The following is an 18,400-nucleotide window of genomic DNA, read 5'->3' as shown; positions in this document are numbered from 1 at the left end:
GGCTAGATCCCTCTCAGTCCCAGTCGAGCCCGCCGCGACGCCAGACGTAGGCGTAGGCGACGAACACGGTGGCGATGAAGACGACCATCTCGATCAGCCCGAACCAGGCCATCGCGTCGAAATGGACGGCCCAGGGGTAGAGGAAGATGATCTCGATGTCGAAGACGATGAAGAGCATCGCGGTGATGAAGTACTTGACCGGGAAGCGGCCGGAGAGCGCCTGCGGCGTCGGCTCGATGCCGCACTCGTAGGAGTCGACCTTGGCCCGGTTGTAGCGCCGCGGCCCGACGAACGCGCTCATCACGATCGACCCGACCGCGAACAGCGCGGCGAGGGCGGCGAGCGCCAGCACCGGCGTGTAGAGCTCCATCGTCCTTCCCTCCTCCGCGCGGTCCGGTCGAGCCGTCCTGCGCGGGTCATGGCAGGCCCACATCGTGATCTTGTGAACAGAATCACTAGTGGCGTGGAACACATACTGCCACTCCCGAACCACGGCCCGACAGGGGGTCGGGTTAACGAAATGTGGCCTGACCTGCGGATTTAGGGCACGCGTGCGTGACGAAAATCAGGGGTGTCGGTGACAGCGGTCGCTGTCGCCGGACGGTCGGCGGGCTACACGGGCGCGCGCAGCCGGGGGTCGGTGGCGGCAGTGGCCGCCGCGGCGAGCCAGCGGAGGAGCGGGCGGTGCAGTCAGGCGGTGGCGCGGTGCAGGGCGACGATCCCGCCGGAGAGGTTGCGCCACTCCGGCGAGGCCCAGCCCGCCTCGGCGAGCATCGCGGCCAGGCCCGCCTGGTCGGGCCAGGCACGGATCGACTCGGCCAGGTAGACGTAGGCGTCCGGGGCGGAGGAGACGGTGGTCGCGATCGCCGGGAGCGCCTTCATCAGGTACTCCAGGTAGACCGTGCGCCAGGGGGACCAGGTCGGGTGGCTGAACTCGCACACCACGATGCGGCCGCCGGGCCGGGTGACCCGGCGCATCTCGGCCAGGCCGGCCACCGGGTCGACGATGTTGCGCAGCCCGAACGAGATGGTGACCGCGTCGAAGGAGCCGTCCCGGAACGGCAGCTTGGTGCCGTCACCCGCGGTGAACGGCAGCGCCGGGAACTGCTCCTTGCCGACCTTCAACATGCCGATCGAGAAGTCGCAGGGCACGACCTGTGCCCCCGCGTCGACGAACGGCTGGCTGGAAGTGCCGGTGCCGGCCGCGAGGTCGAGGACCCGCTCGCCGTACGACGGGTCGACCGCGTCGAGCACCTCGCGCCGCCAGCGCCGGTCCTGCCCGAAGGACAGCACGTCGTTGGTCAGGTCGTAGCGCCGCGCGACGGTGTCGAACATTCGACGGACGTCGGCGGGCTGCTTGTCGAGCGCTGCACGGGCCACCCCGAAGGGTAGTTGCCGGGTGCCTGCGGGCGACGGGGCAGGGTGGCCACCCGGCCGGAGGTGGGACCGGGTGCTGGTCGTGGCGCCCGCGAGGGCGGGGTGGCCACCCCGCTCGCACGACGGGCGCAATGGGCGGCTGACCTGGGAGAACATTCGTCCACAGGTCACTCGGACCACTAGAACACCAGTTCGAACGAGCGTAGGATCAGGGCATCTGCTGCACCTGTCTCGGAAGGTTCTCCCGATGTCGCTGACCGGCACCCGCACCCCGCTGGGCGAGGCGGTCACGGTGTGCCGAGACGCGCTGGGTGAGGTCGCGGAGCGTCAACCGGGGTTCCTCGCGATGCCCGAGCGTGAGGCGCTGTTGAGGGGGTTGGTGGCGTTGGAGGCGCAGGTGGTCGAGCTGCGGATGCGGGTCCTGGCCGCGTCGGCCGATGTCGCCTCGACCCATGGGGCGCGGGACGTCGCGGGGTGGGTGGCGTTGCGGACCGGCGCCGACCCCGGCCGGTTGCGTGCGGAGTCGAAGGTCGCCACCGCGATCGACGAGTCCTGGCCGCGGGTGGGGGCAGCGATGGCCCGCGGTGCGTTGTCGTTGGAGCAGGCCCGGGTGATCACCACCGGCCTGGACGCCCTGCCGGCCCGGATCGACACCAAGGCGCGGACGAGGGCCGAGGCCGATCTGGTGGCGTACGGCACCGGCGACCGGCCCGGGGTGCCCGAGGGTGGGTTCGGTCCGAAAGAGCTACGCCGCCTCGCGGACCGGATCCTCGACGTCGTGGCCCCGAGATCGCCGACGAGGAGGACGCCAAACGCCTCGCCGCATTGGAAGCCGCGGCCACTGCGAAGACATCGTTGAGGATCCGGTCCCTGGGGGACGGGCTGACCCGGATCACCACCCTGGTCCCCGACCCGGTCGCAGCACGACTCGCGACCTACCTCGACGCCTACACCTCACCGCACCAACAAGACTCAGGCGCCGAACGGCTGCCGCAACACCACGCCCGCGGCCTCGCGTTCGGAGCGCTCCTCGAGCACCTCGACCCGAACCAGCTGCCCGACCACGGTGGCGACGCCACCACCGTGATCGTCACCATCGACCACACCCAGCTCACCCGCGACCTCGGCACAGCCGGACTCCTCGACCCCAGCCACGACACCGACGGGGAGCAGCGGATCAGCGCCCACGCAGCCCGACGCCTGGCCTGCACCGCCAAGATCCTCCCCGCCGTCCTCGGCGGCAAATCCGAAGTCCTCGACCTCGGACGCGCCCGCCGGCTGTTCACCACAGCCCAACGCACCGCACTACGACTCCGGGACAAGACCTGCCGCGCCGAAGGCTGCACCATCCCAGCCCGCTGGTGCGAAGCCCACCACCTGGACCCCTGGTCGAAAGGCGGCCGCACCGACCTCGCCGACGGCCTACTCCTCTGCTCCTTCCACCACCACCGCGAACACGACCCCGCCTACACCACCACCCGACTCCCCAACGGCGACCGCAGATACCACCGACGGAGATAGGGAAGCCGGCTGCCTCAGAGCCCCGAGGCAGCCGGCCGCGGAGCGACTCAGCGGCGGATCCGCACCGGCGCCGACCGCACGGTGCGCGGCTGGTAGCCCGGGGCCCGGTAGGTCACCCGGACGACCACCGGCTTGCCGGCCATCCACGTCCGCGCCTTCAGGGTGCGGGCATTGCCGCGGACGACCTTGCCGGCGACCCGCCACTCCACCCGGACCGCCGTCGGTCGTGGCGCGACCGCCCCGGTGCGCACTCGCATCGTGCGACCGACCCGGTGGGCTCCGACGATCCGGGGCTTCCGCTTCAGCGCGAACCGCTTCGCCTCCGACTCGGGCTCCGGCTCCGTCGCCGTACAGGGCAGGGTGCCGCTGCGCAGCGCGTGGCCGTCGGTGTCGCCGTCGTCGCTCCACACGACCTCCTTGCGGCCGTCGACGCAGGTGCTCTGCGGGGCGACGGCGAGGCCCTCGTTGTTGAGGTTCGGCATCCCCACCGGCCGGTCGTAGGCAGCGTCGACCGCGAAGGACCCCGCCTCATCGACGGTCAGGGTGACCGAGACGCCGTCGCAACTGTCGTCGCACAGCGCCCAGATCTGCTCGGTCTCCGGGTCCCAGGAGACGTCCATCGCTGCGGCCGGGCCGGCGTTGGTGAGCAGCCGGGGGTCGACGGTGGCCACCAGGTGCGCCGCCTCGTCGACCGCGTCCGTCTGGTCCAGAGCCAACACGTAGAGCTGGCCGGTGCCCTCCACAGCGACGACGTACAGCCCGCTGCCGTGGTCGGTGTAGGTCGCGGGATCGTAGGCCGAGCCCGTGGAGTCGTCGACGAAGCCGCTCTCCACCAGGTAGCGGTCCGGCACCCAGGTCACCCCCTCCAGACCGAGGTTCGCGCCAACCGCGGGCAGCACGGCGGTCAGGTCCCACTCGTCGGTGGCGTTCATCGAGACCTCGGGCTCGTACCGCAGCACGGTGTTGCGGCTGACCCCGGAGACGTCGTTGTTGCGCTCCGAGGCCAGGTAGACCGCGGAGTCCGGGCCGATCGTGATGCCCTCGGTGTCGGGGGCACCGGTGCCGTCGGCGTACCTCGGGTCGCGGCCCTCCGCCCACCCGGCGGCCGGCACCCAGGTGTCGCCGTCCTTCGTGAGCTTGCGCAGCGTGCCGGCCTTGTTCTGCGCCACCCACAGCACGCCGGCGTGCTCGGGGTCGAAGGTGACGCCGCTGGCGTCCTGTCCGAAGGTCTCCGCCAGGTCGCTGGTCGCCACCTCGGGCGAGCCCGGCCACGGAGCGGTGTCCAGGCCGGGGCAGTCGTTGACCCCGCCCGGCGTGGCGGCGACGGTGCCGGTGAACGTGCCGACGCCGTCCGAGCAGCGGCCGTAGGTGGTAGGTGCGTGCGCGACCCAGCTGTGGGAGTCGATCACCGCGCCCGTGTCGTCCAGCAGCCGGGCGCTGTCGCTGCCACCCAGCCCGGCCGCCAGGTCGTCGACGACCAGGTGGCCCCCGGCGGGTACGACGGTGCCCGCCGGCAGCACGGTCGGCTCGGCGTCGCCGCTGTCGCGGATCTCCCAGCCGGCGAGGTCGACGTCGGCGCCGGAGAGGTTCACCAGCTCGACCCAGTCCGGTCCCCCGGCAGGGTCGCTGGACTCGACCTCGTTGATCCGGACCGGGCTGCACGCGTTCGCGCTGCCGCGGGTGGGGACGGTCGTCTCCTGCCAGCTCCCGGTGCCGTCGGGACACCGGCCGAGCGTCGTACCGGCGTGGCCGTCGGCCCAGGAGTGGGTGTCGACCTCCGAGGTGCCGTCGGCACGGTAGAGCGTGACCGTGTCGGCCGAGCCCAGACCGAAACCGGGGGCCGGGAACTCGGTGTAGAGGGCGACGAACCCGCCCGGCGCGAGCACCGTGCCGTCCGGCACCACGGCGAACTGGTGCTCGGGGTCGGCATCGATCAGTCGCCAGCCGGAGATGTCGGCCGCGGCGTCACCCGCGTTGACCAGCTCGACCCAGTCGCCGACCACGTCACCGTTGGACTCGATCTCGTTGATCCGGACGTCCGCCGCACCGCCCGGCGCCGGGCAGTCGTTGGGTGCGCCGAGGGTCTCGCTGTTCGCCTGGACGAAGTCACCGGTGCCGTCCTCGCAGCGCGACCAGGAGGGCGCCGAGTGGCTCGGGAAGCTGTGGCCGTCGACCAGGGTGGTGCCGTCGGGCAGGAAGATCCGTGCCGCGTCCCCGTTGCCCAGCCCGAACCCGGCGTCGTCGTCGGTGGCGGTCACCACGGTCAGGTAGTCACCGGGCGCCAGCTCGGTGCCGGAGGGCAGCGCCAGGGTGCGGTCGTCCTTGTCGTCCTTGACCACCCAGCCGGAGAGGTCGACCGACGCGGCGCCGATGTTGGTCAGCTCGATGCTGTCCGCGACGGTGGCGGAGTCGGTGATGATCTCGTTGATCCGGATGTCGGTGGCGGCGGCGGAGGCGGGGAGCGGCGCCAGCACCAGCGCGAGCGGCGCCAGCACCACCGTCCCGGCGACGGCAGCCGCCAGTGCGCGGCGTCTGCTCTGTGACGAGTCGATCGGAGCTGGGCCGGCCTGTACGGGGTTGATCTGCACGGAGTGGTTCCTCTGGGGACGGCCGCACCCGAGTCGGCGACGAGATGAGCAGTGGGGCAAACCCGGGCAGCCTCGCGGCGTCGTACGAACCAGTGATGAACGGGTGGGCAACGCCGGGCGAGCGGTGCGCGACCGGTCGGTCGCGCCGCGGTGGCCCCGAGGCACCGATGCCGTTTCGTGATCAAGTCGTTCGCAACCGACTCGGCGCTTCGGACGTCTTGATGGCATGACCACCCGCACACACCGGACCGGCCGTCGCGTCGCGATCGTCGTCGTCCTCACCGCTGTCCTCAGCCTGCTCGCGTACGGCGCCGGGTGGGCCTACCGCAACGCCGACACCGAGGCGGCGGCCGACGCCCGCAGCGACCGGGCCGGCTCACCACGCCAGGAGGGTCCCTCCTCGGGATCCGGCCAGGACGGCGGGCCGGGGAACGCCGACGACCGGACCGGCAACGGCTCCGGCGGACCCGCCGACGGCCGCGAACCGTCGGCCGGGCAGACCGGTGCCGGCGCTGACGACAGCGACGACGAGCCAACTGACGAGGCGAGCGACGAGGCGAGCGACGAGCCGAGCGAGGACCCGACCGACGACCCGGCCGACGACCCGGCCGACGACGGGCGGACGCAGGGAATGGTCGCCGGGCCCGCGCTCTACTCCGTCGGCGACGAGAGCGACGGGGTCCGCGAGGTGCAGGCGCGGCTGCGTCAGATCGACTGGTTCAACACCGACGTCACCGGTTACTACGGCGAGGTGACGGTCGCGGCGGTCCGCGGGTTCCAGGCCAAGCGCGGCTTCCCGGTCACCGGCGAGGTGGACCAGCGCACGCTGACCCGGCTGGAGGAGATGTCCACCGAGCCGACCGACGCCGAGCTGACCAACCAGGTCGGCGGCAACACCCCGGGCGCGCTCGACGCCCGCTGCCGCACCGGTCGCGTGCTCTGCATCGACAAGTCCAGCCGCACCCTGCGCTGGGTGGTCGACGGCACGGTGCGGACCACGGTCGACGTACGGTTCGGCGCGTCGTCCACGCCGACCCGCGAGGGCCGCTTCTCCGTGGAGTGGAAGAGCAGGGACCACGTGTCGAGCCTCTACGGCTCCGCGATGCCCTACGCGATGTTCTTCTCCCGCGGCCAGGCGGTGCACTACTCCTCGGACTTCGCCGCGAACGGCTACAACGGCGCCTCCCACGGCTGCGTCAACGTCCGCGACCAGGCCGCGATCGCCACGCTCTTCGACCAGGTCCAGGTCGGCGACGAGGTCGTCGTCTACTGGTCGTGAGGGCCAGGGAGACCCGCGAGGCCCGGACGGATCAGGTGGTCTCGATCAGCTCGGTGAGGATGTCGGCGGCCTTCTCCGGCGCGATGCCGATCGAGTAGACGTCGTAGACCAGTCCGCCCTCGGCGGCCCGGCACTCGACCTGGTAGTCGAGGTCGGTCGGCTCGGCACCCGGGGTCGAGCTCTGCCAGGCGACCGAGCAGCGGTGGCCGTCGATGGTCTGCAGCCGGTAGGTGTCGGCCTGGTAGGGCCCGCCGGAGAAGACCGGTCCGGTCTCCTCGCCCGGCAGCACGGTGACGCTGAACTGCCCGGTCCCACCGGTCTGAGCCGCGTTCGCCATCCCCGCTGCGTCGACGTAGGCACGCACGCTGGCGTCGCCGTACTCCTCACCGAGTGCCTCGGCGGCCTCCTCGTCCTGCTTCTCCGCGCTGGCCAGGAACTCCTCCAGGGCGGCCTTGTCCTCGTCGCTGGTGACGCCGGCGTCCTCCGCGGTCACCTGGGACAGCGCCGTGTACCCGGCGATCTGGTCGGGCAGCGCGGGCGTCTCGGCAGAGCCGTCACCGACGACCTCCGGCAGGCCCACACCGAACCCGACGACGCCGGCCAGCAGGATGGCGCCGGTCGCGATGCCGGCATAGGTCGAACGTGGGTTGGGCATTGCGCCATGATGCCGGGTCCGTCTGAGCGCTCCCTGAGCGGGGCCGTCAGGTCAGGTCGGCACCGTCGGCCAGGCGGACGTAGTCGGCGCCGGCGGCGCCCAGGATCCGCCCGAAGTGGGTGTCCGCGACACCCAGCCCGGCCGAGGAGTAGATCCGGTCGTGGATCGCCACGTTGCGCGGCGCCCCGACCGACCGGGCGAAGTCGATGCCCTCGCTGACCTTCATCCACGGCGCCGAGACCGGTGCCAGCAGCACGTCCACCGCCTCCGCGGGACCGGTCAGCGCATCTCCGGGATGGAAGACGCGGGTGCCCCCGACATCCATCAGGTAGCCGCTGTTGTGGAAGCGGGGCAGCTCGGAATGGATCACCGCGTGCAGCTCACCGACCACGCGGACGCCGATGCCGCCGACCTCGAACCGCTGCTCCGGACGCACCACCTCGACCCGTTCCGCGAGGTCCGGCGCGTCCTCGCGGATCCGCGCGGCGACCGCCGCGATGGTGTAGATCGGGGCGTCGGTCGCACGCAGGTGGGCGACCTCGTAGTGGTCGGCGTGCTCGTGCGTGATCAGCACCGCGTCCGCCCCGTCCACCGCCCCGGGGTCGGTGAAACCACCCGGGTCGAGCACCACCGTCGTGTCACCGTCGCCGATCCGGACGCAGGCGTGTCCCAGCTTCGTCAGCCGCATGGGACCACCGTAACCACCGGCCGGGCCGGGCGAGGGTTCACGCGGTGGTGTGGTGCACGAAGCACCACCGCCAGTTCTCCCCGGGCTCCACCGAGCGGACCACCGGGTGCGCGGTGGCGTGGAAGTGCGCCGTGGCGTGCCGCAACGGCGAGGAGTCGCAGCAGCCGACCCGGCCGCAGGTGAGGCACGCGCGCAGCGCGACCCAGCGGGTCCCCGACTCCAGGCAGTCGGCGCAGACCAGTCCCTCCTCCTCGGCCGGGTCGAGCCCGTCCGCGCCGAGCGCCGGGTCGTCGAGGTCGGCGCAGGTGACTCCGGCGGTCCGGCCGCCGGCGCCGGCGCGGATCTCCGCGCGGTCCTCCTCCGCGGCGTCGAGCATCGACTCCTCCAGGTCGAGCATCGCCAGCACCTCGCTGACCACCTCCGAGGGCACCGTGCCGCTGGACCTGATCTCGAGGATCCGGTCCCGCTCGGCGGCGATCATCTCGGTGCGCCACCGGTGGTAGGTGGCACTGGGCGCCTCCTCCCCGGCGGTGGTGCCCAGCCGCTCCCAGGCCGCGAAGTTCCGCGCCTCCACCCGGCCCTCGATGGTGGAGCGCACCTGGTGCGGGTCGCCGGACGGGTCGTCCCCGGTCAGCTCGTCGAGCCGGGCAAAACCGGCCGCCGCCGCCTGCTGCAGCAGCGTGGCGCGCGCCAGCGCGTCCTCCGCGGGGTCCGGTCCACGGACCGCGAGCCGCCGGGCGAACCAGGGCAGCGTCAGCCCCTGCCCGAACAGCGTTCCGGCCACCACCACGAAGGCCACCATCAGCACCACCTCGCGGTAGTCGGCGTCCTCGGGCACCACGAAGGCCGCGGCGAGGGTGACCACGCCACGCATCCCGGCCCAGCCGACCAGGAACGACTGCCGGAAGTCCGGCATCACCCCGCTCACCGGGTCGGGGTCGGGGCGCACCAGTGCCCAGCGGATGCCGAAGACCCAGATCAGCCGCAGCACCACCACCGCCGCCAGGGTGGCCAGCGAGACCGCGACCACCCGTGCGGGGCTCAGCTCGCTGTCCAGGACGTCCGCGACCAGCCAGTCGGCCTGCAACCCGATCAGCAGGAAGACGGTGTTCTCCAGCAGGAACGTCACCGTGCGCCAATTGGTGCGCTGCGCCAGGCGGGCCTGGGCGGTCTGCAGCACCGGCGCCTTGTGGCCGAGGAGCAGTCCGGCGACCACCACGGCCACCACGCCCGAGGCGTGGATCTCCTCCGCCACCAGGTACGACGCGAAGGGGACCACCAGCGAGATGCCGGTGTCGATGTCGGGGTCGACCCCGCGGCGACGTACCAGACCGACGACGAGGAAGAAGAGCACACCGACCGCGACGCCGCCACCCGCGGCGACCAGGAAGTCGAGGCCGACCTCGAGCACCGTGACGGAGGCGCCCAGGGCGGCGATCGCGGTGCGCAGCGCGACCAGCGCGGAGGCGTCGTTGAGCAGCGACTCCCCCTCCAGGATGGTGACCACCCGGCGGGGAAGCCCGATCCGGCGGCCGATCGCGGTCGCGGCCACGGCGTCCGGTGGCGCCACCACGGCGCCGATCGCGAACGCCAGCGGCCACCCGATCTCGGGCACCACCAGGCGCACCACGACGGCCACCCCGGCGGTGGTGAAGAAGACCAGCCCGATGGAGAGCAGCAGGATCGGCCGCCGGTTGGCGTTGAAGTCGACCAGCGAGGTGCGCACGGCCGCGGCGTAGAGCAGCGGCGGGAGCAGCCCGAGCAGCACGACGTCGGGCTCCAGCCGGACCTCGGGCACGCCGGGGATCAGCGAGACCAGGATGCCGACGGCGATCAGCAGCAGCGGTGCCGGGAAGCCGCGCCGCTCGGCGACCGCGGTCCCCGCGATCACCGTGACGGCGATGCCGACCAGCAGCAGGGCGATCTCCATGGGAGCATCCTCCCCCGTCGCCGGTGCGGGGCTCCGGTCAGTCCGAAGCGAGCGCCCGCAGTCGCGCGTCGAGCGCGCGACGGTCCTGGCGGCCGACCACGGCCTCGATCACCTCGATGCCGCCGTTGGGCATGGCCAGCGCCTGCTCGAGCTCGGGCCGGGAGGTGACCCGCAGGTGCGGGACCCGGACCGCCGCGCAGGTGGCGGCCAGGTCGACGCCGTGCGGGGTGCCGAAGAGTCGCTCGAACGCGCCGGCGTGCTCCGGCGCCCCCTGCTCCAGCATCGAGAAGATCGCACCCCCGTCGTCGTTGGGTACCACGATCGTCAGGTCGGGGCGCGGCTCGTCCGGACCGAGCACGAGGCCGTTCTGGTCGTGCAGGAAGGTCAGGTCCCCCATCAGGGCCAGCGCGCGGCTCGAGTGCGGCCGGCCCAGCGCGGAGCCGATCGCGGAGCTGACGGTGCCGTCGATGCCGGCGAGGCCCCGGTTGGCGATCACCCGGCGCCGCTCCCCGACGGGCGCCGGCCGCGCCATCAGGTCGAGGTCGCGGATCGGGCTGGAGGCGCCGACCACGAGCAGCCCGGAGGCGGGCAGTGCCCGGAAGACGGCGGCGGCGACGTCGTAGGGGGTGAGCGCCGGCTCGCCGGCGAGCGCGGCGTCGATCCGCCGCCCCAGTGTCCGGTCCGCATCGAGCCAGGCGGCCAGCCAGGCCGGGTCGTCGGGGGTCTCGTCCTCCCAGCGCGGCGCGGCGATCGGGACGGAGCCTGCGGGCGCCGGCGGCCACCACCCACGGGCCGGCACGACCAGCACCTCCACGTCCACCCGCTCCAGCAGCCGGGTGACCGGCCGCGACAGCGTCGGGCGGCCGAAGACCACCACCCGTTCGATCCGGTCACCGAGCTCGGTGCCGAGCAGCAGCCGACCGGCGCGCAACGCGTGCGTCCCGGTGCGGGCCCCGCTCGTCGGCTCGGCCAGCAGCGGCCACCCCGCGGACTCGGCCAGCACCCGGGCCGGCGGACCCGCGTCGTCGCCGGCCACCACCACGGTCCGCGGCCCCCGGGCCAGCAGGTGGGCTGTCGAGTCGGCCTTCCGGGCCCCTCGAACCGTCCGTTCGGGACCATCGGGTCGGGGGTTCGGGCCGCTGTCCGCTCCGAGGTACGACGCCGCCTCGGGCACCAGCGGCGCATCGAGCTGCACGTTGAGGTGCAGCGGACCGTCGGGTACGTCGGCCACCGCCGCCAGCGCGACCGCGGAGGCGATGTCGTGGGTGGGCACCGGCCCGCCGAAGATGCCGACCTGGTCGGTGGTCTGGTTGGCACCGGTGCCCCGCAGCCGGGCCGGCCGATCCGCGGAGACCACGACCAACGGCAGACCCGCGTGCAGCGCCTCGAGCACGGCAGGGTGGAGGTTCGCGACCGCCGTGCCCGACGTGGTCACCACCGCGGCCCGGGCCCCGACCCGGGTCAGCCCCAGGGCGAGGAAGCCGGCGCTGCGCTCGTCGATCCGGGTGTGCAGCCGCAGCCGGCCCGCTCGGTCGGCGGCGTGCAGGGCGAAGGCGAGCGGCGCGTTGCGGGAGCCGGGGGCGAGCACCACCTCGGTGACCCGGTCCTCCACCAGCCGGTCGACCACCGCCGCGGCCAGCGCGGCCGCGATCGGGACGGCGGGCGTGCTGGCGGGCGTGCTGGCGGGCGGGCCGTCGGGCTCCTGGGTGCCGGTCACGAGGACCGATCCTCGCGCAGCGCGCGCACCTCGGCCAGCCGGGCCTCCCAGTGCGCCACCCGCTCCGGCGCCGCGGCGACCGCGTCGACCAGCGCCGGGTCCGGCTGCGGGCGGACCACCGGCAGGCTCCCGCCGACCGGCAGCAACGGGTCCCCGACCACGTCCGCGGTGAGCAGCCGGACCGTGGCCAGCCCGCACGCGTGCGGGAGATCGGGGAGCGCGGCCGCCAGCGCCACCCCCGCGGCGATCCCGACGGAGGTCTCCAACGCGGAGGAGACCACCACCGGCAGCCCGATCCGCTCGGCGATCTCCAGGCACGCACGCACGCCGCCGAGCGGCTGCACCTTCAGCACCGCGATGTCGGCGGCCTCGAGGTCACGCACCCGGTAGGGGTCCTCGGCCCGCCGGATGGACTCGTCCGCGGCGATCGGGACGCCGACCCGGCGTCGTACGGCTGCGAGGTCCTCGACGGTGGCGGTCGGCTGCTCGACGTACTCCAGTCCCCCGGCCGCGCGGTCCAGCGCGGCGATCGCGGCGACCGCGGAGTCGACGTCCCAGGCACCGTTGGCGTCCACCCGGATCCGGGCCTGCGGGCCGAGCGCGTCGCGGACGGCGGCCACCCGCTCCAGGTCGTCGGCCAGCTGCTGCCCCGGCTCGGCGACCTTCACCTTCGCGGTGCCGCAGCTGCTGCCGGCCACGATCTGCTGGGCCCGTTCGCCGTCGACGGCCGGCACGGTCACGTTCACCGGCACCCGTTCGCGCAGCGGCGCGGGCCAGTCAGCGGCCGCGGCCTCCTCGGCGCAGCGCAGCCACGGCTCCGCGACGGCGGCGGGGTACTCCAGGAAAGGGCTCCACTCGCCCCATCCCCCGGGCCCCTCGACCAGCGCGGCCTCGCGCACCGTGATCCCGCGGAACCGGGTGCGCAGCGGCACCGAGACCACCCGCATCCGGCCGCCGCTCACCGGGCCTCCTCGGCCAGCACGCGCAGGGCCTGCCGGTCCGGCTTCCCGTTGCCCAGCAACGGCAGCGCATCCAGTACGACGACCTGCCGCACCGCCCACGACCGCGGGTGCGCCGCGGCCACCCAGTCGCGCAGCTCCTCCAGCGGCGGCACCGGCTGCGGCGCATCGCTCCGCGGGTGCGGGGCGATGAAGGCGACCGCTCGCATCCCCCACTCGGCGTCGGGCACCCCGAGCACCTCGACCTCGGCCCGGTCGCTGCCGAGCGCCGGGTGGGCGCGCAGCCGGCGGGCGACGGCCGCCGCCGGCACGTTCACCCCGCCGCTGACCACCATGTCGTCGATCCGGCCGAGCACCTGCAGCCGGCCGTCCTCGTCGATCCGGCCCGCGTCGCTGGTCAGGTACCAGCCGTCGACCAGGGTCTCCGCGGTGCGCTCCGGGTCGTCGCGGTAGCCGTCGAAGAGGGTCGGGCCACTGATCCGGATCCGGGCGGTCGGGTCGAGCGCGAGCCCGACGCCGTCCAGCGGGAGACCGTCGTAGACGCAGCCCCCCGCGGTCTCCGCCGCACCGTAGGTGGCCACCACCCGGATCCCCGCGGCGCCGGCCCGGGCACGCAGTCCCGGGTCGATCGGGCCGCCGCCGAGCAGCACCGTGTGGGCCCGGGCCAGCGCCGCGGTGTCGTCGGCGGAGCGCAGCATCCGGACCAGCTGGGTGGGCACCAGCGAGGTGAACCAGCCGGAGCCGTCCGGCCAGCCGCTCTCGTCGTACCGGGTCGGGGGGTGGCCGGCGACCAGCGAGCGGGCGATCACCTGGACGCCCGCGACGTAGCCGGCGGGCAGCGCCAGCACCCACGGGCCGCTCGCGCCGAGCGCGGCGGCCGACGCGCGGACCGAGGCGAGCACGGCGTCGCGCGACAGCACCACCTGCTTGGGGCGCCCGGTCGAGCCCGAGGTGGCCACCACCAGGCGGGTCCGCGCCGGTGCGTCACCCGTCAGCCACGCCGCCAGCTGGCGCTCGACCTCGACCGGCGACCCGGCGGGCGAGAAGTAGTCCACGCGACAGACGCTAGACGATCCCCGGTGCCACGACCCCGGGGGCTCCGGGCATCACCGGGCGAGCCCTGGCGCGCACCCCGGCCCGGTCGCCTGCTTGAATCCCAGGTCATGGCCACACCCGCCCACTGGATCGCCGGCGCCCGCCTCCGCACCCTCCCGGCCGCCGTCGCGCCGGTCCTCGCCGGCACCGCGATCGCGGCGTACGACGACAGCCTGGTGTGGTTCAAAGCGGTGCTCGCACTGGTGGTCAGCCTGGCGCTCCAGGTCGGGGTGAACTACGCCAACGACTACTCCGACGGCATCCGGGGCACCGACGACGAGCGGGTCGGTCCGCTGCGCCTGGTCGGCTCCGGGCTGGTGTCACCGGCCGCCGTGAAGCGCGCCGCCTTCGCCTCGTTCGGCGTCGCCGGCGTCGCCGGGCTGGTGCTGGCCGCGACCACCGCCTGGTGGCTGCTCGCGGTCGGGGTGCTGTGCGTGCTGGCGGCCTGGTTCTACACCGGGGGCTCCAAGCCCTACGGCTACCTCGGGCTGGGCGAGGTGATGGTCTTCGTCTTCTTCGGCCTGGTCGCCGTCGTCGGCACCACCTACGTGCAGACCGAGGCGTGGGGCACGGCCGGTTGGGCCTCCCTGGCCGCCGGGTGCGGGATCGGCGCGCTGGCCTGCGCGATCCTGGTCGCCAACAACCTGCGCGACATCCCGACCGACCTGGTCGCCGGCAAGCGCACCCTGGCGGTGCGGCTGGGCGACGCGGCGACCCGGCGCTTCTTCGTCGCGCTGATCGGGGTCGCGGTGGTCGGGGTCGTGGTCGTCGCGCTGCTGACCACGCCGTGGGCGCTGTTCGGTTTGTTCTTCTGGCTGCCCGCGCGTGGAGCGGTGCGCACGGTGCTGCGCGGCGCGGAGGGGCCGGCGCTGATCCCGGTGCTGCAGAGCGTCGGGGTGGCCGAGCTGCTGTGGGCGGCGCTGACCGGGTTCGGACTCGTCGTCGGGCGGTGACGCCGGCGGCGCCTCACCGATCGCTCAGTCGGAGTCTTCCTTGGCCCGGGCCGCCTCGTAGCGCTCGTTGACCTTGCCGGCGCGCACCTCGACCTTCCTGGCGAAGCGGTTGCGCTGCTCGTTGAGCAGCACGAAGGACGCGATCCCGCTGAGCAGGAACGCGATCACGATGACCCACACCACCGGCACGGAGTCGGCGGCGAGGAACCAGATGCCGAAGACGATCGCGAACGCACCGAGGAACAGCCCGAAGCGAAGCGCGGTGTAGATCCAGAAGTCCTTCACCCCTCCAGGGTAGGTCGGGAGCCGCGCTTCGCCCCCATCCACAAGCGACCTACTCTTGAGGGATGAAGGTCTTGCTCGTGGTCCTCGTGGTCGCGCTCGCGGTGTACCTCGCGGTGCGGTTGATGCAGGAGCGCGGGCTGCCCGGGCAGGGCGGCCGTCCGGCGACGCCTCGGCGGCGCGGACCCAGCTCGCCGGGTCTCCCGCGGCTCAAGAAGTCCCCGCCGCCGCGCCCGGTGGCCCCGGACGATGACGAGGATTTCCTCCGCGACCTGGACCGCAAGCGGCTCGACCCGCCCGGCGACTGACCTTTCCCTCCTTCTCCGGGCCACCACCCCCACCGCCGAGGGGTCAGGAAAGTCCCGCCGAGGGGTCCCTGGGGTCTCCCCGAGAGGTCAGGGAGTCCGCACCGAGAGGTCGCGGAATCCCCGCCGACGGGTCTCTGAGGTCTCCCCGAAAGATCGCGGAGTCCGCACCGAGAGGTCCCCGATTCCCCACCGAGTGTCTTCGCAGGACCCGCGCCTGAGCTCGACCTCAGCGAGCTCGAACTCAGGGGACACTCGCGGCGGCCGGACCGACCTCTCGCGTGTCCGGGAGTGACCTCTCGGCGATGACCGCGGGCCGCTCACCGGCGTAGGAGTGCTGGCTGGAGGTCGAGAAGTAGTTGATGCCGATGAAGTTGAACCACAGGGTGGCCATCCCGACCAGCGCCAGGATGGCGGCGTTGCGGCCCTTCCAGCCGGCGGTCGCGCGGGCGTGCAGGTAGCCGGCGTAGACCACCCAGGTGATGAACGCCCAGACCTCCTTGGGGTCCCAGTTCCAGTAGCGCGACCACGCCTCGTGCGCCCAGATCGGCCCGGTGATCAGCACCGCGAAGGTCCACACCGGGAATGCGAACGCGTGCACCCGGTAGGCGATCCGGTCCAGCGCCGGCAGCGACGGGACGCGTCCCATCCAGCCGGTCAGCGGCTGTCCCGCTGCCTTCCGCTCGGCCCGCATCCGGACCAGGTACATGATCGAGGCGATGCCGCCGAGGGTGAACGCGCCGGTGGCGATCACCGCCGAGACCACGTGGATCACCAGCCAGTAGGAGTTGAGCGACTCCGCGAGCGGGGCGACCGGCTCGTGCAGCCAGATCACCGCGATCATCAGCACCGAGACGGTGAAGGTCAGCACCAGCGGCGCCATCCAGCCGAGCCGGAACTTCCGGTAGAGCACCAGGTAGAGCAGGGTCACCACGAACGTGCCGGAGATGGTGAACTCGTACATGTTGCCCCAGGGCACCCGGTTGGGGTCCGCGGCCATCCCGCGCCCGACCAGGGCGACGAAGTGGATCGCGCAGCCGATCGCGGTCAGCAGCACGCCGAGGCGTCCGAGGAAGGCGATCCGCTCGCTGTCGGGCGCGTCCACCCCGTCGGTCCCGTCGACGGCGGTCGGCGCGGACGCCACCAGGGTGTCCCCCTCGGCCGTCCCGGCGGCCCCCGCGGAGCCGCTGCTCGTCGTACCGGCGGCGGCCTTCTTCGCCGCGGGCTGGCGCACCGCGGCCCACTCGGCCAGGTGCACCACCAGCGCGATGAAGTAGACGATGCCGGCAGCACCGATCGCCTGATTGCTCAGTGTCTCCCACGCGGCGTTGCTCACAGCTCGCTCACCCCTGCACCCTTCTGCAACTTCTTGACGAGATCGGAGAGGACCTCGTCCGCATCGGCATTCCCGGACCGGTCCAGTACGGCGACCTCGACCACCGTGCCCCCCATTGTGACCCCGTCCTCGGGGTCGGTGTCACCCGGCGTCGCGCCGGAGGTCTCGGCGGCGCCGGCCGGACGCGCCCGCACCCACACCCGGCGCGGCCGGATGAACAGCGACGCACACAGACCGATCAGGGCCAGCACGACGCCGCCGAGAGCGACCTCCTTGCCGGGGGTCTGACTGATCTGCACTCGGACCCACGGCTCGACGCTCTCGAACTCCACGGTGCCCAGGCCGTCGGGGAGCTCGACGCTGTCCCCGGGCTGGAGGTCGACACGGAACGGCTTGCCGTCCTTCTCCACCAGGTCCGCGTTGTCCTTGTCCAGCACGTAGACCGACTGCGACGAGCCGTCGTCCAGGCCCAGGTCGCCGGTGTAGGCGAGCATCGACAGGGTCGGGTTGAGGTCGTCGCCGAAGACGGTCACCGGGTCGCCGTCGACCATGTCGAAGCTCGGGTAGAAGACGCCCTCCAGGCCGATCTGCCCGGGCTTGGCCGCGGGCGCCTTGACCACACCGTAGGAGAGGAAGCTCGAGTCCTCGGGCAGGAAGACCGTCGGACCGGTGTAGGCGACGTCGCCGTTGCCGTCGGTGATCGTGATGATCGGCGCGTAACCGTGACCGATCAGGAAGATGTCGGTGCTGCCGATGCCGAGCGGGTGGTTGACCCGGAGGTCGTAGCCCTTCTCCTCACCGGAGCCGCACACGTCCTCGTAGGTCAGGTCGGCGCTGAACTTGATCGCCATGCCGGCCCGCGGCCCCTCGGTCAGCCAGGTGTCCTCGTACTGGTCGACGCTGAAGCAGAAGTCGTCGAGCTGGTCGGTGCTGAACAGGCCGCCGGGGTTGAAGTCGTCGTACTGGGTGAGGTTGTTGGTGAAGGTCGACCCCTGCACGATGATCACGCCGCCCTGGTAGCCGAAGAGCCCGCCGATGGCGAAGCCGGCGAGCACGACCAGGATCGAGAGGTGGAAGAGCAGGTTGCCGGCCTCGCGCAGGTAGCCGCGCTCGGCGGCGACGAAGTCCACCCCGTCCTCGGTACGACGCAGCCGGTGGCGTCGACCGAGCACCGAGCGTGCGTTCGCCAGCACGTCCTCGACCGAGGCGTCGGTGCGGTAGGTGGTGTGCTCGGGCAGCCGGGAGAGGTTCTTCGGGGCGGCCGGCGGCTGGGCCCGCATCGCCCGGAAGTAGACGAAGAGACGCGGCACGATGCAACCGACCAGCGAGACCACGAGCAGCAGGTAGATCGCGGAGAACCAGGCCGAGTCGTAGACCGAGAACAGGTCGAGCTTCTCGTAGATCGGGGTGAGCTTCGGGTGCTCCTCCTTCCAGCGGGTCACGCCGAGGGCGTCCACGCCGGACTGGGGGATCACCGATCCGGGGATCGCGGCGAGCGCCAGCAGGAGCAGCAGCACCAGCGCGGTGCGCATGGAGGTGAGCTGGCGCCAGGTCCAGCGGGCCAGCTCGCGCGCGTTCAGCTCGCCGGCGCGGCGCTCGGAGCCCTTCTTCGACCTCGTCGACCTGACCGACTTGTCCGGCTTGTCCGATTCCGGCGGCTGCACCGGTGGGGTGTTCATGCGGGGTCCCCGACGCGTTGTTCGCTGGAGGAGCGA

17 protein-coding genes are annotated in these 18,400 nt (G+C 72.9%); 5 read left to right on the top strand and 12 right to left on the bottom strand.

From position 1 onward, the window contains the following. Window positions 1-13: 13 nt before the first annotated feature. Both FIV43_RS18495 and FIV43_RS18490 read right to left on the bottom strand, forming a co-directional pair. Entirely contained in the window at window positions 14-370 is a 357-nt protein-coding gene (locus tag FIV43_RS18495; RefSeq protein ID WP_141015316.1) for an NADH-quinone oxidoreductase subunit A, read from the bottom strand. A gap of 320 nt (window positions 371-690) precedes the next feature. After that, entirely contained in the window at window positions 691-1,380 is a 690-nt protein-coding gene (locus FIV43_RS18490; protein WP_141015315.1) for a demethylmenaquinone methyltransferase, read from the bottom strand. A 244-nt stretch (window positions 1,381-1,624) separates the two neighbouring features. On the opposite strand from FIV43_RS18490, the gene FIV43_RS23325 reads away from it, so the two are divergent. Together FIV43_RS23325 and FIV43_RS23320 are read left to right on the top strand one after the other, a co-directional pair. Beyond that, the gene (locus tag FIV43_RS23325) at window positions 1,625-2,236 is read left to right on the top strand and encodes a DUF222 domain-containing protein (protein WP_181407583.1); all 612 of its coding nucleotides are present in this window, start codon (window positions 1,625-1,627) and stop codon (window positions 2,234-2,236) included. Further along, window positions 2,233-2,898: an HNH endonuclease signature motif containing protein gene (locus FIV43_RS23320; RefSeq protein WP_269204037.1), complete on the top strand. Its 666-nt coding sequence runs from the start codon at window positions 2,233-2,235 to the stop codon at window positions 2,896-2,898. Before FIV43_RS23325 ends, FIV43_RS23320 begins: the two co-directional genes overlap by 4 nt. Window positions 2,899-2,945: 47 nt before the next feature. Here the strand turns inward: FIV43_RS23320 and FIV43_RS18480 are convergent, their stop codons facing one another. Next, the gene (locus FIV43_RS18480; protein ID WP_181407581.1) at window positions 2,946-5,486 is read right to left on the bottom strand and encodes a lamin tail domain-containing protein; all 2,541 of its coding nucleotides are present in this window, start codon (window positions 5,484-5,486) and stop codon (window positions 2,946-2,948) included. A 226-nt stretch (window positions 5,487-5,712) separates the two neighbouring features. Here FIV43_RS18480 and FIV43_RS18475 point away from each other — a divergent pair, with 226 nt between their 5' ends. Then, window positions 5,713-6,765 carry a L,D-transpeptidase family protein gene (locus FIV43_RS18475; RefSeq protein WP_141015312.1) on the top strand — a complete coding sequence of 351 codons (1,053 nt, stop codon included), beginning with the start codon at window positions 5,713-5,715 and terminating at the stop codon, window positions 6,763-6,765. A gap of 31 nt (window positions 6,766-6,796) precedes the next feature. Here FIV43_RS18475 and FIV43_RS18470 read toward each other — a convergent pair whose 3' ends face one another. The 6 genes from FIV43_RS18470 to FIV43_RS18445 are packed head-to-tail and all read right to left on the bottom strand — an operon-like array spanning window position 6,797 to window position 13,769. Beyond that, the gene (locus FIV43_RS18470) at window positions 6,797-7,420 is read right to left on the bottom strand and encodes a hypothetical protein (protein WP_141015311.1); all 624 of its coding nucleotides are present in this window, start codon (window positions 7,418-7,420) and stop codon (window positions 6,797-6,799) included. A 46-nt stretch (window positions 7,421-7,466) separates the two neighbouring features. After that, window positions 7,467-8,108 (bottom strand): MBL fold metallo-hydrolase, encoded by a 642-nt coding sequence (locus FIV43_RS18465; protein WP_141015310.1) that lies wholly within the window; start codon window positions 8,106-8,108, stop codon window positions 7,467-7,469. A 37-nt stretch (window positions 8,109-8,145) separates the two neighbouring features. Further along, on the bottom strand, window positions 8,146-10,038 hold the full coding sequence (locus FIV43_RS18460; RefSeq protein ID WP_141015309.1) for a Na+/H+ antiporter: 1,893 nt from the start codon (window positions 10,036-10,038) through the stop codon (window positions 8,146-8,148). A gap of 37 nt (window positions 10,039-10,075) precedes the next feature. Next, entirely contained in the window at window positions 10,076-11,755 is a 1,680-nt protein-coding gene (gene menD / locus FIV43_RS18455; protein ID WP_231123520.1) for a 2-succinyl-5-enolpyruvyl-6-hydroxy-3-cyclohexene-1-carboxylic-acid synthase, read from the bottom strand. Further along, window positions 11,752-12,702 carry an o-succinylbenzoate synthase gene (locus FIV43_RS18450; protein WP_141016060.1) on the bottom strand — a complete coding sequence of 317 codons (951 nt, stop codon included), beginning with the start codon at window positions 12,700-12,702 and terminating at the stop codon, window positions 11,752-11,754. The genes menD and FIV43_RS18450 overlap by 4 nt, the downstream gene beginning before the upstream one ends. 11 nt (window positions 12,703-12,713) lie before the next feature. Then, window positions 12,714-13,769: an AMP-binding protein gene (locus tag FIV43_RS18445; protein WP_231123519.1), complete on the bottom strand. Its 1,056-nt coding sequence runs from the start codon at window positions 13,767-13,769 to the stop codon at window positions 12,714-12,716. Between the two features lie 108 nt (window positions 13,770-13,877). Between FIV43_RS18445 and FIV43_RS18440 the strand changes: the two genes are divergently transcribed. Continuing rightward, a complete protein-coding gene (locus tag FIV43_RS18440; RefSeq protein ID WP_141015308.1) occupies window positions 13,878-14,762 on the top strand; it encodes a 1,4-dihydroxy-2-naphthoate polyprenyltransferase in 885 nt (294 codons plus the stop codon). 24 nt (window positions 14,763-14,786) lie between these two features. On the opposite strand, the gene FIV43_RS18435 is transcribed toward FIV43_RS18440, so the two are convergent. Beyond that, on the bottom strand, window positions 14,787-15,047 hold the full coding sequence (locus FIV43_RS18435) for a DUF4229 domain-containing protein (RefSeq protein WP_141015307.1): 261 nt from the start codon (window positions 15,045-15,047) through the stop codon (window positions 14,787-14,789). Between the two features lie 62 nt (window positions 15,048-15,109). Between FIV43_RS18435 and FIV43_RS18430 the strand changes: the two genes are divergently transcribed. Beyond that, on the top strand, window positions 15,110-15,352 hold the full coding sequence (locus tag FIV43_RS18430) for a hypothetical protein (RefSeq protein ID WP_141015306.1): 243 nt from the start codon (window positions 15,110-15,112) through the stop codon (window positions 15,350-15,352). A 241-nt stretch (window positions 15,353-15,593) separates the two neighbouring features. Here the strand turns inward: FIV43_RS18430 and ccsB are convergent, their stop codons facing one another. Both ccsB and resB read right to left on the bottom strand, forming a co-directional pair. Next, window positions 15,594-16,685 (bottom strand): c-type cytochrome biogenesis protein CcsB, encoded by a 1,092-nt coding sequence (ccsB, locus tag FIV43_RS18425; protein ID WP_141015305.1) that lies wholly within the window; start codon window positions 16,683-16,685, stop codon window positions 15,594-15,596. Beyond that, window positions 16,682-18,364, bottom strand: coding sequence for a cytochrome c biogenesis protein ResB (resB, locus tag FIV43_RS18420; RefSeq protein WP_141015304.1), 1,683 nt, complete (start codon window positions 18,362-18,364; stop codon window positions 16,682-16,684). The genes ccsB and resB overlap by 4 nt, the downstream gene beginning before the upstream one ends. Between the last annotated feature and the right edge of the window lie 36 nt (window positions 18,365-18,400).

It is taken from the genome of Nocardioides sambongensis (assembly GCF_006494815.1).
Classification (GTDB): Bacteria; Actinomycetota; Actinomycetes; order Propionibacteriales; family Nocardioidaceae; genus Nocardioides; species Nocardioides sambongensis.
The sequence above is the reverse complement of the archived record's forward strand: the minus strand, read 5'-3'. Positions and strand labels throughout refer to the sequence as shown.

What these genes read in the sequence shown, in the direction of transcription:
- FIV43_RS18460 (WP_141015309.1), bottom strand. Translation starts at nt 10,038, where the DNA reads ATGGAGATCGCCCTGCTGCTGGTCGGCATCGCCGTCACGGTGATCGCG.
- FIV43_RS23325 (WP_181407583.1), top strand. Translation starts at nt 1,625, where the DNA reads ATGTCGCTGACCGGCACCCGCACCCCGCTGGGCGAGGCGGTCACGGTG.
- FIV43_RS18465 (WP_141015310.1), bottom strand. Translation starts at nt 8,108, where the DNA reads ATGCGGCTGACGAAGCTGGGACACGCCTGCGTCCGGATCGGCGACGGT.
- FIV43_RS18475 (WP_141015312.1), top strand. Translation starts at nt 5,713, where the DNA reads ATGACCACCCGCACACACCGGACCGGCCGTCGCGTCGCGATCGTCGTC.
- resB (WP_141015304.1), bottom strand. Translation starts at nt 18,364, where the DNA reads ATGAACACCCCACCGGTGCAGCCGCCGGAATCGGACAAGCCGGACAAG.
- FIV43_RS18470 (WP_141015311.1), bottom strand. Translation starts at nt 7,420, where the DNA reads ATGCCCAACCCACGTTCGACCTATGCCGGCATCGCGACCGGCGCCATC.
- FIV43_RS18495 (WP_141015316.1), bottom strand. Translation starts at nt 370, where the DNA reads ATGGAGCTCTACACGCCGGTGCTGGCGCTCGCCGCCCTCGCCGCGCTG.
- FIV43_RS18450 (WP_141016060.1), bottom strand. Translation starts at nt 12,702, where the DNA reads ATGCGGGTGGTCTCGGTGCCGCTGCGCACCCGGTTCCGCGGGATCACG.
- FIV43_RS18440 (WP_141015308.1), top strand. Translation starts at nt 13,878, where the DNA reads ATGGCCACACCCGCCCACTGGATCGCCGGCGCCCGCCTCCGCACCCTC.
- FIV43_RS18430 (WP_141015306.1), top strand. Translation starts at nt 15,110, where the DNA reads ATGAAGGTCTTGCTCGTGGTCCTCGTGGTCGCGCTCGCGGTGTACCTC.